This window comes from Candidatus Clostridium radicumherbarum (assembly GCF_045310525.1).
GTDB classification, from domain to species: Bacteria; Bacillota; Clostridia; order Clostridiales; family Clostridiaceae; genus Clostridium_AT; species Clostridium_AT radicumherbarum.
The window spans coordinates 74,305-91,654 of sequence record NZ_JBJHZY010000005.1; the positions used below are offsets into that span (position 1 = coordinate 74,305).

Here is a 17,350-nt window from a genome sequence, read left to right on the forward strand (position 1 = left end):
TAATTAAGATAGAGGGATAGAAAATTCCTCTCCTCTATGGGTTATTTCAAATACCTTTGTCTTTAAATCTCTATTCTTATCAGCATATTCCTTGGTAATTGCAAAATCCTCTCTAAAGTGCATTGGTATAAATATTTTTGGAGCTAATTCCTTAATAAAATAATCCGGTCCCAGGGCAAAACTACCTTTAAGCCTTGAATCAACAGGGAAAAAGGCTGCATCAATTCTCTCTCCTTTTAACTTGTAAACTTCCTCTTTAAACCTTTTCTCCATAATTTTATTGTCTTCATCACTTTCATCATACCAATCCCACCAATTTAAGTCTCCAGCATGGAAAATAGTGATTCCATCCACCTTAACAAGAAAAGAATTTCCAATATCCGTTGAACCATAGGCTTTAATATTTACATCATTTATTTGCAGTTCTTCATAGGTAGAAATTTTTGTAATATCTAAAGCAGAATTCTCAGCTTTAATATCACTGCTTAAGATATATTTAATATTAGGATTAATTTTATTCCAAGCAAAAATCAGCTTATTAAAATGATCTCCATGGCTATGAGAACTAAAAACTAGTACTTTCTTATTAGTTTCTAAATCTTCTCTTCCAATTACACCTTTACTGCTGTTTCTTTCTATACCTTCTACTGAATCATTATAGTAATCTAATATTAAAACATGATTTTTGGTTTCTATTTTAAAACTGCTGTTATATAAATAATTTACCTTCATCTTATTCACCTCAACTTATAAATTTAGTATTGATATCTATTATTATATAATTTTTTTTATATAATATATACTTTAAGCAAATTATACTTACATGAAAAATTCAATTTATTAAATAGAAAAAATTACATATTACCTTCTAAAATATTAATATTAAGCTATAATAATATTATTAGAATTTTTAAGTGGTATAACAATTAATTAAAGTTATCTATAGAAAAATAAGGCATAAAGAGTTATTAATTGTTATAAAAAATAAGCAATTAAGGAGGATATTGTATGAAGTTTAATTTCGACCACAATAACATAAATGTTTTAGACTTAGAAAAAAGTATTAATTTCTATAAGAAAGCTCTAGGCTTTGAGGTAGTGAGGATCCATGAACAGCCAGATAAAAGCTTTAAACTTGCCTTTCTTGGAGACAATGCCACAAATCATAAGCTAGAACTTACTTGGCTTAGAGACAGAACTGAGCCTTATAATTTAGGTGATAATGAAATCCATCTTGCTCTGCGAGTTGACGATTTTGATGCAGCTTATGAACTACATAAAAATATGGGCTGCATTTGCTACGAAAATAAGCCAATGGGTTTATACTTTATAAATGATCCAGATGGTTATTGGATTGAAATACTTCCTACCAAACACGAGGTAAATAAATACTAAAAACAAGGCAGCCAATAACTTATAAGTAATGAGTTATATGGCTGCCATTTTATACTTCCTCTAATTCAAAAGCTAAGCTGTCATCTACAAATAGTATAAAGTCAGTAATAGTTTCAAATTCTTCTTTACTTAGTTTCTTGAAATTATTTGTAAGGTAAAACACAATAACCTTTTTAAATATCTGACCTTCTTTAAAGTTAAGATCTAAGGGGTAGCTTCCTTGATCTGCCGAAATACTTTCCTCATAGGCAGCATCTACTTTGCCTTTCAGGCTTTTTAAGGCTGAAATTTCCTCATCACCATAAAACACTGACCAAATTCCATAGTTAACTGCTTCACCTAAAATTGAATTTAAAAGCTTTAAATTATCCTTGATTACTCCAAATCTTATATTTATCATCTGTTTCATTCCTCCCTATCATACAATAATCAATTAGTCTTAAGTCCATAAGTTATATTATATTAGAATCTTCCTTAGCTAAATACATATAGAATAATTTATTATACATCTATTGATATTGTATATTAATTATATCTTATATTTCAAAAAAGGATATGGCAATAATAATATAAACTGCTAAAAGCTGAATACCTTCCAGCCAATTAGATTCTCCATCATTTGCTACTCGATTTGCTATAAATACTGAAACAATTAATGCTATTAGCTCAAATTCATTAAAGATAATACTCATAGGCTTAAATAGAAGGCTTAAGAATATAAGTACTGGAGCTACAAATAATATTATTTGAAGGCTTGAGCCTATGGCAATTTCCACTGCCACGTCCATTTTATTTTTAAGTGCCATTAATACGGCTGTGCTGTGTTCAGCCGCATTCCCTATTATAGGAATTAAAATTATACCTACGAAGAACTCACTTAAGCCTATGCTTTTCGTCATTGGTTCTACTGCACTTACTAAAAATTCACTTTCAATTGCTATAATTACTGTGGCTATTACTAATACTAAAATTGCACTTTTAAGAGACCAGGAAGCTCTGCTTTCCTCCTCGTGATCAACAGAATATATGTCCTTATGGGTAAAAAATGAAAAGTAAAGACTTAATAAATATATTACAAACATTACAAGTGCAACTGCGACACTAAGTGATTCATATTTAGTATTCAAGAGTTCCTTATTCACTGTATGAGTAAATATAGCTGGAACACTTAATCCTATAACAGCAAATAAAAGCATGCTGGAGCTAACTTCAACAACCTTTTTATTAAATTTTTGAACCTTATGATGAATACCACCAATAAACATACTTGCCCCTAGAACTAACAATATATTTCCGATTACCGAACCTGCTATAGATGCCTTAACTACATCAAAAAGACCTGCCTTCAGTGCAAAAATAGATATTATAAGCTCCGTGGCATTTCCAAAAGTGGCATTCAAAAAGCCTCCGATTTTAGGCCCTGAGTAAAAGGATATTTCTTCAGTGGCTTCTCCCATTAGTCCTGCCAGAGGAACAATAGCTAATGCAGAAAAGATGAATAATAGGGTAGAAGAAAAATGAAGAAATTCTCCAAGAATGCTTATAGGAATAAAAATAAGTAAATATCTTAACAACTTCAAAATAGCTGCCCCCTTACTAAGTTAAAATATACCATTATTATACTATATCTACGAATTTTTAAACCTAAAATATTTTTTATTATTAATTATTTATTCATAAAGTTGTCACCATATTGCAATATTATAATTTTAATATGGTAGCATAAAGTAAAAAGTTTTAGGAGTTGAAATTTATGGGTGAGGAAATCAATAAAGAAGTTTCTAATAATGTAGCAATAGATAAAACTGAAATAGAAAAAGAAAATAACAGTAGTAATGCAGAAATAAAAACTGAAAACAATAGTAGTAAGCTTAATGAACCTAAGCAGGAGGATGTAAGTAAGGTAAAAATTCGCACAATATTAAAGCAAAGATTCAAAAATTCCAGTCCCTTTTTTAAAAGAGCTATACCTCTTATTATAGTGGGAATTATCTGTTTTGGAGCAGGACTCGTAGCTGGTAAAGAAATAGATAGACATAATAATGGAAGAGTTATGATGAATAGAAAGGGTATTTTTAGACAAATGCCTAATGGTAATTTTAATATGAGACCCTTTAACAATAACAAAAATAATAACAACAACAATAATAGCAATAACAATAATCAGAAAAACGCTGTTCCGCCAGCATCCAATAGTCAGCCTCAATAATAGAATTTATGTTAACATATATGAACTATAAATCATGCAGTTATTCCAATAAACAGTTTTTTATCTAGCCCCTCATTAAATTAAAATATATTAATTTTATTACAGCAAGACCTAACAATTTCTTAAATTGTTAGGTCTTGTTGATTATAATAGAAAATCAAACTATAATTTTTAATTAGTGTGTCATTCCAAAAATAGCGCCAGAAATAAAAGGAATTAGCCAAATAATCCAAACCATAATGCTGAACTTATGAAATTCAAGCTTCATTTTTTCATCGTTTTTAAGTAAAACAACCGTTGCCCATAAAACATGGAACAGCATAAGTATTATGGCTGATATTCCTGTAATTCCATGAAAGCTAAGGTCAAAGCCATCTTTTGCTATTTTGAACATTAAGGTTGTTCCTAGTGTATCACAAACAAGTCCGCACCAAAAGATTATAACATGCCATAGTTTTAATTTGCCCTGCCTTTTCTCACTCCAAACACCAATTGTATAAAAGACAAGAGCTAAGGTAATAGATGAAGCAGCATAAACTAACATATAAATTCCTCCTTAATTTAGTCGGAAGCACTGAGTAGTTTAAGACCACTCACTCCCGTTCGCAAACTACTCGTTAAAGTCCATTTAGGACTTTAACCTCCTTAATTTTCACTTGTTCATTGTATTTATGAACTATGTTCATGTGGATTTATTTTAAAATCATATCTTTTTAAGATATGATTTATTTTAAAATTTCCTTAATAAATTTCTCAAAAGTAGGATATTGAAAAAAAGGCATTTGATTCATGGCTACAAAATTCATTAAAATAAACTTTGCAGTTTCTTTTGCGTCAAACTTAAGTTTAATATTCTTACAGGCTTCCTCTTTTAAAAGCAGAGTTTCAATTTCAGTAATGAGCTTTTCCATATAAATAAATTCTTTTTCAATACCGCCTTGAACATAATCTGGCTTTTCATAAAGTTCAGGCTTTAGCCATTCAGTTTTAAATCTATTAATAAATCCACTTAACTCATAAAACATCTTATTTAGCTTTAAATAGAATTCTTCTTCAGAATTAATTATAACTTCAATTACCTTAAAGTATTCTTGCCAGTAATCAACCATCATTGCTAGAATTAGTTCCTTTTTAGTAGGATAGTAATTGTAAATAGTACCAAGGGCTATATCACAGGACTTTGCAATAGCTCTCATATTTAACTTTGCATAGCCTTCCCTACTTAAAATTTCCTTTGCCTTATTTAATATTATTTCCTGCAAATTATCAATTATCTTTGACAAACTTAAACACCTCATAATTCATATGAACTACGTTCATTATATATTCTTTTAATAACACTGTCAATATAATTATATAATACTTTTTAAATAAATAGCTATTTAAAATTTATATTATGTGATTTTATTTATGGAACATACTGACTTTCAACTTTTCTAACTGTATTTCCTTGTAAATAAATATAACATAGTTTTGGATAATTTTTATTATTTACTGCTAATTTAAAGCTATCGTAATCCACAACTTTATTTGTAATATCATCACCATTATCACTTACCATAAAACCTAATAAACTTAGGGAAGCACTGTCATCTATTGTATAATTTATGAGCCCTTTATTTTCATTTACTATATAATAATCATCTAATACTGAATACTGACCATTTTCAAATATAGCATTTCTATCTTTCTTAGCTGCTTCTACAGCTTCCTCTCCTGTAAGAAACTTTACCTCATCAAAGGTTAAAAACCTTTTCCCATCCCTCTCATATACCCTAGAAATATAGCCAATTTGCTTTTGAGTTTCTTCCTTACTAGCTTTCAAGGCTGTGCTACTAGCAGCTGAAGTTTTAAGTGTATCTTTAAGATCAATGAGATTAGCATTTTTTGTTAGTAATGCTGAAAATATAATTATTGCAAAGAAAGTAAATGATCTTTTACACAATGTATTTATTTTATTATCCATTAAAAACCCTCCCTTCTAAATTTATTTAATATACTAATAATATTGTTGACAAAAATAAAAAAACAGAAACCTTAATAAATAAAGTTTCTGTAATTTTTTTATTCCTTTTTTGGCTTATTTAACTTTTTTATGTTTCTTTGCAATAGAATATCCAAATTTTCCTAAAGGTTTATTATTTAAGGCAAAATACTCACCATGTGAATAGGCAATTAGATTAGCTTTTTCCAAATGAATTTTATCCTTGCTGTCAATAACAGCCTCATCAACTGAAACTGATACAACTTCTGCAAGAAACAAATCATGACTTCCTAAAGGAGTAATATCTTTAACTTTACATTCTATATTTATTGGGCATGTTTCTAAAGAAGGAACTACAACTTTTTTTGAAGCTTCTAGTTTTAAGCCTAACTTTTCTATTTTGTCTAGCTTCCTGCCTGAAACAACTCCACAATAGTCAACAAGCTTTGTCATGGATATGGTAGGAAGATTAACCACAAATTCCATGGTTTCTTTTATATATTCATAGGACAATCTTTCAGGTCTTATGGAAACAGTTATCATTGGCGGCCTGGTGCAGGCAGTTCCAATCCAGCCTACGGTAAATACATTTGTCTTTCCCGCTTTATTTTGAGTAGTTATAAGCACCGCAGGTACTGGATTTAAAATTGCGCTGCCTTTAAAACTTCTTTTAGTCATAGCAAAAACCTCTCCATATAATAGCTAGCTTTATAATTCATTTGATTTAATTATATCAACACTTTGCTGATTTATACTAAAACCCAGCTAATAATATATTCATAATTATCGTTTGGTTCATTTATGCTTGGCTGGAGCTCTTTATATTTACCAATCATGCCAGCTTCCTTTAAAACTAAATCAAAATGACTCATTGCTATGCCCATATCTATTCTCTGCATATCAAAGCCTAAAGAATTTGAATAGCCCTTTGCATGATAAAGATAAAAATGAAAGATGTTTTTATCCTTTACTAATCTCCAAGGCTGCTTATTTGATGCTGATGGTGCTAATCTTAGCATCTCTAAAGCATCATTAAAGCTCCCACTTTCCTCAGGAGTAAGCTTTTTATCAAAACTACCATCAAAGAAGATATCATCCCACTTCTTTCTATTGCTGGAACCCGCAACCTTTCGCATAAGTTTTTCAACAATGCTTTTACTTTCAGCCTTATAACCAATAGGGCTAATAATAGGCAGTATCTCACCTTCCTCGAGATTCATAGCTTTAGAAAATTCACCTTTTTTAAAAGTACCACCCAGCCAGCAGGTACCAAGGCCAAGTGATTCTGCATATAAAATAATTCTTTCAAGCTTATAACCAAGCTCCTCTAAGTTAAATTCTCCTGGGCTTACTGCTGAAGCAATAAATGCTGAAGCACCTTTTATTACTCCATAAGTACCAAGCTTAATATTATTATTTAATGCAGCAGCATTATCAACAATTTTAAAGCGTACATTCCCATTAAAAGGAGCATCTATAGTTTTTATGTAGTTATTTAAATTCTGCTTTTCTTCCTCATTTAATGCTATTGGATCATAAGTTCTAATTGATGTTCTTGATTTAATAATTTCTGTTATAGGTTTATTAAAATATTGTATAGTTTTCATACTTTTATCCCCCTATATTAATAAAACTTTTATTCTTTACACAATAGTATTATAGCAGATTGTTTAATGACTAGAACAAATATTAAAGAATATTAATATTTTAGTTTTTAAATAACAAAACTAATACTTATTAAATAAAAAAGTGGCAAAGGAAAACTCTCCTTACCACATAAGGAACATAAACTTCACCCTTATTGCTTTAATTTTAAATAAAAGTAATTATGCTCATCAGTTATCATATTAAAGTTTCCACTTTCCCACCTATCTAATATGTTAAAAATGTACTCTCTATCATTGTAACCCATTTTATTTACAATGACTCTAATAGAATCAAGTTTCTCTTTGCTAATTTTAATATTAGTTCCATTATTTGCTATTCCATTCATTATATCACTGGCAATATTCTTCATATTATCATATATAATTAGCTCGCTATTAATATTTAAAGGCTGTTCCTGAGTTATTCCAAACACTGTTTTATCAGTTTCACTATGTGATCTTACGTAGAGCTTCTCACCGATATTAAAGGAAATTGAAAATAAGGCTGTAAAAGCTGCTAAAACACATACAATAAATTTAAATCTCGTTGACTTAAGTATCCTAAGCAAATTGTTCTTTATCATATTTACCACTCCGAATCATTATTAGGTGAATATAAGCAGCTTATACAGTATGAAGAAAAAATATCCAGTTTTCTGATGCCTATAAATTTAAGTTAAGCTGCTTATATATAATAAATTTTGCCTAAATGGTGGTAAAATATACAATTTGATTTTTATTACTCTTTATAAATTGTCCTTAACCATAGTCTTCTAAAGTTCTACCCATTTAGAATTTTTGTTATTGCTCTCCACAACTGCATGAATAAAATTTACACCTTCTCTGCCATCGCTTACATTTGGAAAATCTAAATCACCTTCTGATATCATCTCATCATTTTCTTTCTTTAAGATAGCTTGAATTACTGCTTGATATATATTTGCAAATGCTATCATAAGCCCTTCTGGATGGCCTGATGGTATGCGGTTTATCAGTGCAGCACGCCCATTTATATATCCCATTCCTCTATTAAAAATCTGCATAGGCTGCCCTTTCTTTGTCACAAAAAGATAGTTTGGGTCTTCCTGCTTCCATTCAATGGCTCCCTCTGTCCCAAAAACACGAATTACCAGACCATTGGCGTGACCTATACATACTTGAGAGCAGCTGAATACTCCATGCGCTCCATTATCAAACTCAACAAGCATATTGGCGTTCATATCCAATACCTGTCCATAAGTATCAAGCACTGCTGCTACCTTTACTGGTTTCAGTCCTGTCACATAGGCAACTGTGTTCTCAATATGTGTTCCAATATCACCTACACAATTAGAAATACCTGAAAGCTTAGGATCCATACGCCATACAGACAACTTTTTTGTACTTTCATTGCCGCTACCGATTTCATCAATGAGCCACTCCTGCAAATACTCGGCATTAATATTTACTACTTTGCCGATATATCCGTCTTTAACCAATTTTCTGGCCTGTTTAACCATGGCATATCCTGAATAGGTGTAGGTAACAGCAAAGAATAGGCTCTTCTCCTTTGCCAGTTTCTCTAGTTCCAAAGCTTGCTCTCTAGTTAAGCAGAGGGGTTTCTCACATACAACATGGATACCATGCTCTAGAAATGTTTTTGCTACTTCATAATGAGTTTCATTAGGTGTTACTATGGATACAAAATCTATTTTATCTTCTCTTAAAGATTCCTTTTCTGCCATTTCCTTAAAATCCTTGTATACCCTATCATTTTCTAAATTATAGAAATCAGCACATTCTTGGTTCTTATTTTTATGGGAACTAAAGCAACCGGCAGTTAAAACTGCCCTTTCTTCTATAGCAATAGCGCGTCTATGTACACCTCCGATAAATGCACTTAAGTCGCCGCCCACCATACCATAACGTAATTTCAACCTTTTCATTTTTCTCTCCTTTTAATTTGCAATTGCATTGTCAAACTTAAAATCTGAAGGTTTAAAATCAATTTTTTTAACGAACACTGCTGCTTCTGCTGCTCCATATTCCCTTTCCATTCCACTGTCTTCCCACTCTACTGAAAGTGGTCCCTGATAGTTGTAGGAATTTAGAACGCGAATTATTTCTTCAAAATTTACATCGCCATGCCCTAAAGAGCGAAAGTTCCATCCTCTTCTTAAGTCCCCAAAATCAATATGGGATCCAAGTAGCCCAGCTTTCCCATCAAGGGTAACTGCTGCATCCTTCATATGAACATGATATACCCTATCTATAAAATCCCTCAAAAAGAGATGAGGGGTAATGCCTTGCCAAATAAGATGACTTGGATCAAAATTAATGCCAAATTCAGGCCTGTCTGCAAACTTTTCCAATAATCTCTTAGTAGAATAATAATCAAAGGCTATTTCCCCAGGGTGAACTTCTAGTGCAAACTTAATTCCATTCTCTCTAATTACTTCTAAAATCGGAAGCCATAGATCATATATTTCTTGAAAACCGCCTTCAATCATCTCTTCTGTAGTTTGCGGGAATGAATACATATACTTCCATATTGGAGAACCAGTAAAGCCTGTAAGAACAGAACAGTTAAGTCTTTTTGCGGCAACTGCACAATATTTCATAGTCTCAATAGCCCATTTTCGAATTTCATGTGGCTTGTCTGCTAATTCTGGTGGAGCAAAATTATTGAGACGCGGATCGTTATAATCGCCAACACACTGTCCTATTATATGTGTTGCTAATGCTTCCATCTTTAATCCATATTTGTCCAGTATATCTAAAATTTCTTTTACATATGCATCATCTGTTGCAGCTCTTTTGGGATCTAGGTGCTTCCCCCAACAGGCCATTTCGAGACCTTCATAGCCCATAGCTTTTGCTTTTTTGCACATTGTTTCAATATCTAAATCAGCCCACTGACATGTCATAATTGTTAATAATCTTCCCATTTTAACCCTCCTTGTATAATATTTTTATGTGTTAGAACGCCTTTTAATCATCTGCAAGCCTACAGCAATTAGTAAAATAATCCCTTTTACTGAATCATTTAATAATGCATTCATGCCCAAAGCAGTTATAATCTTATCAATAATCGTAAAGGACATGGTACCAAAAATAATACCTGTTATCCTTCCCTTTCCACCAGCCATACTAATTCCACCAATTACTACTGCTGAAATAGCATATAACTCGAAATTTTTTCCCGAAGTTGCTGGATCAAATGAAGTATCCTTTGCAATTTTTATGAAAGCAGCTAGTCCTACCAAAAGGCCGCAGATAATAAATACAAGTATTCTTGTCCAATCTACATTAACTCCTGCTAATTTTGCCGCACGCTCATTGCTTCCAATAGCATATACTTTTTTGCCAAACTTCATACTGGTAGTTAGGTAAATAACTATTATTCCTGCTATTAAAAAAACAATTGCTATATTAGAAATTGTTAAAACACTCCCATTCCCAAAACTAAACAAGCTATTATAGCTAGCTTTGGCAGCATCAATCCTATATCTTGTTTCACCCATTTCATTCATCATATACTGAGAAATAGAACGAAATATTAACATAGTGGCAAGTGTAACAATAAACGAAGGCATCTTCAATTTACCTACCAAAAGGCCATTAACAAAACCACAGACAACCCCAAGTAAACAAGCACATAAAACTGTCAAAAAAATACTGCCAGAAATATTATAAAAAACAATAGTAATTCCACCTATTAACACAAAGGAGGAACCTACAGATAAATCAATATCTCCAGTGAGTACAATAAGTCCCATACCAAGTGCAATTGTTCCTAATATTGCACTATGCAATAAAATATTTGTAATACTAGTCCAAGTTGTCTCTTTGCCGTTAACAATTAAAAATGCTATTAATATTACTATAAAAATAATAATATAATTGTAATTCTGCCAAAAAACTTTAAAAATGCTATTAGTATTTAAATTCGCAGTTGATTTGGATTTGGATTTCTGAGACAATTTGCTTTCTTCAGACATTTCCTACCTCCTTAGTTATTACTTTTATTGATGGCATTTGTAGCATAGAGCATTACAGTTTCTTCATTAATCTCAGAGTGCTTTAATTCCACTGCTATTTTGCCATGATAAAATACAATACATCTGTCAGCAATCTTATGAATTTCCGGTACTTCCAGTGTATTAACTATAATGCTTTTACCAGCCTTAGATAAATCTAAGATCAATTTATAAATCTCACTTTTCGCACCAACATCGATTCCTTGAGTAGGATTATCAAAAAGTATTATGTCTGACTCTGTATTTAACCATCTAGCCAAAACAGCCTTCTGCATATTACCTCCAGATAAACTAGTAATATAGACATTAGGGTTTTGAGCTTTAATATTCAACAGTTTTTTAAATTCATGGTATTTTTTAATAAGCTGATTTTTAAAAATATGCTGCTGTTTGAAATGAATACTTTGTTCAGAGATAAATATATTTTCTAGCAATGTCATATCAGGAATAATAGAATTTTCTTTTCTGTTTGCAGGAACCATTGCCATGTGATTTAACATAGCATTACGAATTTTGTTATATCGAAGTTCCTTTCCATTAATAAATATGTGTCCATACTCAGCTTTTAATACTCCGAAAATTGTCTGCAATACTTCAGAGCACCCTGCACCTTGCAGCCCTGTAAATCCCACTATTTCACCCTTTTTTATAGAAAAGCTGATGTTTGAAAATCCTATTCCTGTTAGATTTTTTATTTCTAGGACATTGTCCCCTATTTTCCTCTCCTCATACATTTCGCCTGCATTATAGCTCTCTCCTACCATTAGCTTGGTCACTTTTTCTGGTGTAGTGTCCTTAATATTTCCACTTTTAATAAGCAGTCCGTTTCTGAGAATTGTATATCTATCAGCTATTTGAAATATTTCAGGCATCTTATGTGAGATAAAAACAAAAGATTTACCCTTATCTTTTAGTCTCATAATGATTTTAAATAAAGTTGCAATTTCCTCAGTATTAAGTGCTGTAGTTGGTTCATCCAGAATAATTAACTTAGCATCAGTGTACAACGCTTTTGCAATTTCCAAGAGCTGTTTCTTACTTGTATCCAAATCCCCTGCTAGAACCGTTGGGTTAATATCCACACCCAGATTCTGCATAAGCTTTCTTGTTTCTTTAATCATTTCCTTCTTCTTTAATTTTCCATATATCGTTGTAAGCTCTTTTCCTAAAAAAAGATTCTCAAATACCTTTAAATCATTAATTATATTTAGTTCCTGATGAACAAATGCTATACCAGCATCTTCAACATCTTTGATTGAAGCATTATTTAACTTGTTTCCATTAAAATTAATTACTCCACTGTCCTTTTCATATACACCAGCAAGTAAATTCATTAGTGTGGATTTACCTGCTCCATTTTCACCAAGTAATGCATGAACTTCGCCGAATTCTACATCAAAGGATACACCTTCCAGCACCATGACACCATAAAAGGATTTGCTCATATCAGTCATTCTTAATAATTCCATATGATTTCTCCTTCGCAATAGAATTTCTATGAAGCATCTGTCAGAACGAGCTCTTATATCTGACAAAATGCTTCATAGTCATTCATCCTTTTGATTTATTACTTTCCACTATAGGTTCCAAATGGTTTAAAGTTATTAACATTATCTTTATCAACAACACTTACAGGAATTACATAATCCTGTTTAATATTAGTTGCTCCTCCTAAGTAATCAACCATAACTTTTATTGCTTCTTGAATCATTGCAGGATCATAAGTTACGGAGAAGAGATCATAGCTAGTAGGCCTTTTAATCGTTTTATGGGTATCCTTTAATACTGCATACATTTCTGCAAGACCTGAAGATGCTGATAAGGTCTTTAATTGTCCAAGGAATGCTGCTTTTTTTGTTGCATCTAATGCAGAGCCATTTAAGGATTCCAAAACACCCATTGCAATTTCATCATCATGTGTATAAATCCATAACTTCTTAGAAGTATCACATTGAGAACTTGCAAACCAAGATTCAAAAAGCTCTTTGCCTTTATCTCTGCTCCATCCAGTAGCTGGAGATTTTACAACAACAGCATTAATTTCAGCATCAGTCCAACCCTGCTCTTTAAGATAAGCTCTGAAACCGTTTGATCTTAACTCTGGTACAGAAGAATTGTCACCAATCATTTCATATACATAATCATTTTTGCTTAAACCATTTTTAATAAACCTCTTAGCAGTTTCATAACCAATACCTTTATTATCACCTTTTACATTTGCAACAACCTTTGCATCAATAGCTGGGCTGGAGATAACTCTATCATATTGTACAAAGGGAACCTTTGCTGCTGCGATTTTCTCCAATGTAGCTTGAAGGCCGTTGTCATATGGAAGAATAACGATACCAGCCAATTTCCCAGAATCAGCAAGTAAATCATCTACTTGTTGAATTTGATTTTCTACATCCTTTGCAGCATAGACCTTAACAGTATACTTATCCTTTAGTGAAGCATCTGCATTTAATTCCTTTGCTCTATCCTGTGCATAAGTAAGGACTGCGCCTGTCCATCCATGATCCGCACTGGGTACCATAACAGCAATTTCTTTTGTACCTCCACTTTTACCAGTTCCTAAATCACCATCTTTGCCATTTTTCCCACTGCTATTGGAGCAGCCTAAAAGCACACTTGACATAGCTAGTGCTAGAGCCAATGATAATGCAACAAGCTTACGTGTTTTAAATCTTTTCATTACTTTTCCCCCTCTTCATTTAATCAAAAATTAGGACAACTTACTTATAGTAATTTATATGTAAGAATGTAACGCTATATAACTGAGTAAATTTTTAAAATACTATAATATTCTTTTGATTAACATTATTCTATCCTTGTGTTCCATTGGGCTGCATCCGTGTAACAACATATCTACTTAAAGTGTTTATTGAATTTTAGACATAAAAAAGCCCTTTAATTCCTTAAGAATTAAAGGGCTTTTTATTTAACTTACTGAGCCTTATCCACCATAGTGAAATCAGAGCTTAAATTTTGAACATCAGCCTTCCAAGACTTTGATTTGTAAACTTTAAAATCTGTAGTTTCTGCCATGACGGAAACTCCAGGCAAGGTATCTATGATTTTCATGCCTTTTTCTACTCCTAGTACAAAGGTTACCTTTGTAAGGGTGTCCGCAAGCATATTAGCATCTGGAGTAGTACTGTCTATAATAATGGTATCACTCATAACGCCTGCTTCAGCAGGATATCCTGTAAATGGATTTAAGATATGATGATATCTTTTACCATCCTTTATAAAATATCTTTCATAATCACCTGAAGTAGAAAGTGCTGATTCTGGAAGTTTTATAATACCTAAATATCCTTCACTTTTATCCTTTCTAGGATGCTGAATAGCAACTGACCATAGTGAACCATCTGGCTTTTGTCCCATTGTATAAATAGAACTTCCACCTAGGTTTATTAATGCATTTTTAATACCGTACTTTTTAAACACCTTAATAACTTCATCAGCAGTAAAACCTTTAGCTATACCACCAAGATCTATTGCCATACCTTCCTTCATTAGCTTTACGCTGCTGTCCTTTTCATTTATGCTTATATTTTTATAACCTACAAGTGGCAATAATGCCTTTATTTCTGAATCTGCAGGAAGTCTTTCACTGGAAGTTCCTATACCCCAAAGTTTAATAAGTGGACCTACAGATATATCAAAGGCTCCATCACTTAATTTAGAAAATTTTAACGCTGTATTTAACATTTTAATTATTTCAGGATGAACCTTTACATAATCCTTACCTGATGCTTTATTTATAAGGCTCACATCACTTGTTGCTATATTAGCACTAGACATTTGCTCTATTTCATCTATTCTTTTGTAAGCTGCGTCTATAGCTGCATTAGCATTTGTGCCATATACCTTTAAGTCCATAACAGTATCCATCTTCAGTGCTTGTTTTTCTACTGGAGTGGTAGTATCTTTATTAGTGCTGCTACTACTATTTGAACACGCCACCATAGGAACAACTAACATTACACTCATTATTATAGCAAGTACTTTCTTAAACATCATATCCTCCTAGGTTTAAAAATTACATTTTAGTCTATAGTTAATATTTTAACTTATTATACACATATTTCATAGGGCAATTTTAAATTTTTGACATGTTATATTATTAGCTTAATAAGCCTTATTAAATCGCTGAATAAACCATAACCTGTTTGTTCAATTTCAGGATCGTGCTCAATAACTGTAAGCTTGCCCATTAAGTCTGTATCAATGGTTAATACTGAGGAAGTACCACTTATTCCTGCAAAAATTTCATCCTTTTTTATTTCCTTTGGACTAACCTCTCCAATAATCTTTCCATTTTTAAATTTTGCCTCACAAATAAGTTTAATTACCTTCCCAGCATCCTGTGCTCTTTTTATATCTTCTGATGTAACATTTTGTATTCCCTGTCTTTTTATATTTAGGGGAGTAACCTCCCCCTCCATAAGTGTATTTATTAAGGCAGATAGCTTGGCCGCTGCATCAAAGCCATCAATATCCATAGTTGGATCAGCTTCTACAAATCCTTTTCTTTTCCCTTCTGCTATAGCATAATTAAAGCTATTACCTTTGCCCATTTCCTCTAGAACAAAGTTAGTTGTGGTATTTAATATGCCTTTTAAGCCAGTAATCTTGCACATAGGCAGGTTATTTTCAACTAAATTAAATATTGGTGTTCCATCCATTACAGTAGTTTCATGTAAAAAGGCCGCACCCTGCTTTATTGAAAGTTCCTTCAATTCTTTGTATTTCCATGCTATTGGTCCCTTGTTTGCTGTAATAACATGTTTTTTTCTATTAAGTGCTGAAGTAATATTATGAATTGCTGGTTCCCCAGAAAAAATATTAAGTGTTGTAATTTCCATAAGCACATCGTAGTCTTCCTTTAACAGTATATCCTCTGTGCTGCAACTGCTATAGGCATTCCACGTTTTATCAAAGTGCCCTGTCAGCTCAATATCTCTTAATGCCTTTCTCAAGTCAATTCCACTATCTTCAATTAAATTGCCCTTTGTTAAAGTAGTAATGGCAGCGACCTCTACATCAAAGCCATAGCTTATTCTAATCTCTTGCTGTTTTTCTATTAAAAGCTTTGCAAAGGCTCTACCTGCATTTCCAAAGCCGAACATTGCTATTTTCAAAGTTTTCATGCTCTCACCTCATGTATAATTCTACCATTAAGTATACACTGTACTACAGAGGTTATCAAAAAAATATTATATTTATTGTAGTTTAACTACCCATGCATTCTTTATATATTTCTCAATTATTCTTCTGGATAAGTTAACCCAACTTTTACATTCATCAAGAATTATAGAATCAGCTGTAACCACTCCTTCTAATTTTGATAAGATTACATCAGCATTAGGTACAAGCTCAACTTCAACAATAATATTGCTTGAAGTGAGTATTTCTAAAATCTTAGTTTTAAGTCTTCCTGAATTTGAAACTGGTGCATCAAGAAAAAACTTTACACCTCTTACTCCTAATTCCATTAGTATTTGTTTTATAAGTATAATGGCATTATCTGTTTTATCAATAAGCCTGTAGGTTCCTCGTAAACCAGCTAAATCTCTTATAACTTCATCATTTCCTTGTATTAGTAGCCCGCCAGATAATGCAACTTCAAGAGTTATTATAAGATTAAAGCCATCAATGTTAATATAATTACCCTTTAACGCTTCTAGAGCAATATGTTTTTCACTTCTTATTCTGCACTGATTACTTGAAGCTGTTGCTCTCTGCAGAGCAGTTCTCTGACGGGAGGAAAACTGATAATGCCCGCCAATGAAATCAATAAGGGAACTACTTTTATAACCTCTACTAAGCAGCCACTGGATTTCCTCCTGTGCTTTTTTAAGTTTCTCCATTGCTTCCTCAGAAAACCATCTATAATCCTCTTCACCAAAGCCTCGTTTTGTTTCCTTTATAATTTTATTTTCATCTTCGTTTAACATATTTTCTCCTATAAATCTTTTAAATTAATGCATCCAAATATTACATAGCATTATGCAAGTTTCATTACCTACATTCATAATTTAATGGTATAATAAAAAAACTTATTCCATGTTTTTAGTATTCTTCATCGATA

The 17,350-nt window shown here is 32.1% G+C and carries 19 protein-coding genes; 2 read left to right on the forward strand and 17 right to left on the reverse strand.

The annotated features are described in order from the left end of the window. Window positions 1-3 precede the first annotated feature (3 nt). On the reverse strand, window positions 4-732 hold the full coding sequence (locus tag ACJDUH_RS18000) for an MBL fold metallo-hydrolase (RefSeq protein ID WP_406766601.1): 729 nt from the start codon (window positions 730-732) through the stop codon (window positions 4-6). Window positions 733-1,008: 276 nt separating this feature from the next. Between ACJDUH_RS18000 and ACJDUH_RS18005 the strand changes: the two genes are divergently transcribed. After that, window positions 1,009-1,395 (forward strand): VOC family protein, encoded by a 387-nt coding sequence (locus ACJDUH_RS18005; protein ID WP_406766602.1) that lies wholly within the window; start codon window positions 1,009-1,011, stop codon window positions 1,393-1,395. A gap of 49 nt (window positions 1,396-1,444) precedes the next feature. Here the strand turns inward: ACJDUH_RS18005 and ACJDUH_RS18010 are convergent, their stop codons facing one another. After that, entirely contained in the window at window positions 1,445-1,795 is a 351-nt protein-coding gene (locus ACJDUH_RS18010; RefSeq protein ID WP_406766603.1) for a hypothetical protein, read from the reverse strand. 136 nt (window positions 1,796-1,931) lie between these two features. Beyond that, window positions 1,932-2,975: a calcium/proton exchanger gene (gene cax, locus ACJDUH_RS18015; RefSeq protein WP_406766604.1), complete on the reverse strand. Its 1,044-nt coding sequence runs from the start codon at window positions 2,973-2,975 to the stop codon at window positions 1,932-1,934. A gap of 173 nt (window positions 2,976-3,148) precedes the next feature. Between cax and ACJDUH_RS18020 the strand changes: the two genes are divergently transcribed. Further along, window positions 3,149-3,604: a hypothetical protein gene (locus tag ACJDUH_RS18020; RefSeq protein WP_406766605.1), complete on the forward strand. Its 456-nt coding sequence runs from the start codon at window positions 3,149-3,151 to the stop codon at window positions 3,602-3,604. Between the two features lie 175 nt (window positions 3,605-3,779). Here ACJDUH_RS18020 and ACJDUH_RS18025 read toward each other — a convergent pair whose 3' ends face one another. The 14 genes from ACJDUH_RS18025 to ACJDUH_RS18090 all read right to left on the reverse strand — a co-directional run bounded on the left by ACJDUH_RS18025 (window position 3,780) and on the right by ACJDUH_RS18090 (window position 17,216). Further along, entirely contained in the window at window positions 3,780-4,148 is a 369-nt protein-coding gene (locus ACJDUH_RS18025) for an HsmA family protein (RefSeq protein ID WP_406766606.1), read from the reverse strand. A gap of 181 nt (window positions 4,149-4,329) precedes the next feature. Further along, window positions 4,330-4,887: a TetR/AcrR family transcriptional regulator gene (locus tag ACJDUH_RS18030; RefSeq protein ID WP_406766607.1), complete on the reverse strand. Its 558-nt coding sequence runs from the start codon at window positions 4,885-4,887 to the stop codon at window positions 4,330-4,332. A gap of 125 nt (window positions 4,888-5,012) precedes the next feature. Then, entirely contained in the window at window positions 5,013-5,570 is a 558-nt protein-coding gene (locus tag ACJDUH_RS18035; protein WP_406766608.1) for a hypothetical protein, read from the reverse strand. Window positions 5,571-5,684: 114 nt separating this feature from the next. After that, on the reverse strand, window positions 5,685-6,266 hold the full coding sequence (locus ACJDUH_RS18040; protein ID WP_406766609.1) for a flavin reductase family protein: 582 nt from the start codon (window positions 6,264-6,266) through the stop codon (window positions 5,685-5,687). 71 nt (window positions 6,267-6,337) lie between these two features. Further along, entirely contained in the window at window positions 6,338-7,195 is an 858-nt protein-coding gene (locus ACJDUH_RS18045; RefSeq protein ID WP_406766610.1) for a nitroreductase family protein, read from the reverse strand. A gap of 191 nt (window positions 7,196-7,386) precedes the next feature. Then, the gene (locus ACJDUH_RS18050; protein ID WP_406766611.1) at window positions 7,387-7,818 is read right to left on the reverse strand and encodes a DUF6241 domain-containing protein; all 432 of its coding nucleotides are present in this window, start codon (window positions 7,816-7,818) and stop codon (window positions 7,387-7,389) included. Between the two features lie 189 nt (window positions 7,819-8,007). After that, window positions 8,008-9,159 (reverse strand): Gfo/Idh/MocA family protein, encoded by a 1,152-nt coding sequence (locus ACJDUH_RS18055; RefSeq protein ID WP_406766612.1) that lies wholly within the window; start codon window positions 9,157-9,159, stop codon window positions 8,008-8,010. A 12-nt stretch (window positions 9,160-9,171) separates the two neighbouring features. Beyond that, window positions 9,172-10,161, reverse strand: a complete 990-nt coding sequence (locus tag ACJDUH_RS18060) for a sugar phosphate isomerase/epimerase family protein (RefSeq protein WP_406766613.1) — start codon at window positions 10,159-10,161, stop codon at window positions 9,172-9,174. 24 nt (window positions 10,162-10,185) lie between these two features. Next, window positions 10,186-11,214 (reverse strand): ABC transporter permease, encoded by a 1,029-nt coding sequence (locus tag ACJDUH_RS18065; protein WP_406766614.1) that lies wholly within the window; start codon window positions 11,212-11,214, stop codon window positions 10,186-10,188. An 11-nt stretch (window positions 11,215-11,225) separates the two neighbouring features. After that, the gene (locus ACJDUH_RS18070) at window positions 11,226-12,722 is read right to left on the reverse strand and encodes a sugar ABC transporter ATP-binding protein (RefSeq protein ID WP_406766615.1); all 1,497 of its coding nucleotides are present in this window, start codon (window positions 12,720-12,722) and stop codon (window positions 11,226-11,228) included. Window positions 12,723-12,820: 98 nt separating this feature from the next. Then, window positions 12,821-13,945 (reverse strand): substrate-binding domain-containing protein, encoded by a 1,125-nt coding sequence (locus ACJDUH_RS18075; protein ID WP_406766616.1) that lies wholly within the window; start codon window positions 13,943-13,945, stop codon window positions 12,821-12,823. Window positions 13,946-14,196: 251 nt separating this feature from the next. Next, a complete protein-coding gene (locus ACJDUH_RS18080) occupies window positions 14,197-15,276 on the reverse strand; it encodes an FAD:protein FMN transferase (protein WP_406766617.1) in 1,080 nt (359 codons plus the stop codon). Between the two features lie 98 nt (window positions 15,277-15,374). Next, window positions 15,375-16,409: a hypothetical protein gene (locus ACJDUH_RS18085; protein ID WP_406766618.1), complete on the reverse strand. Its 1,035-nt coding sequence runs from the start codon at window positions 16,407-16,409 to the stop codon at window positions 15,375-15,377. A 72-nt stretch (window positions 16,410-16,481) separates the two neighbouring features. Further along, window positions 16,482-17,216: a DUF434 domain-containing protein gene (locus tag ACJDUH_RS18090; RefSeq protein ID WP_406766619.1), complete on the reverse strand. Its 735-nt coding sequence runs from the start codon at window positions 17,214-17,216 to the stop codon at window positions 16,482-16,484. Between the last annotated feature and the right edge of the window lie 134 nt (window positions 17,217-17,350).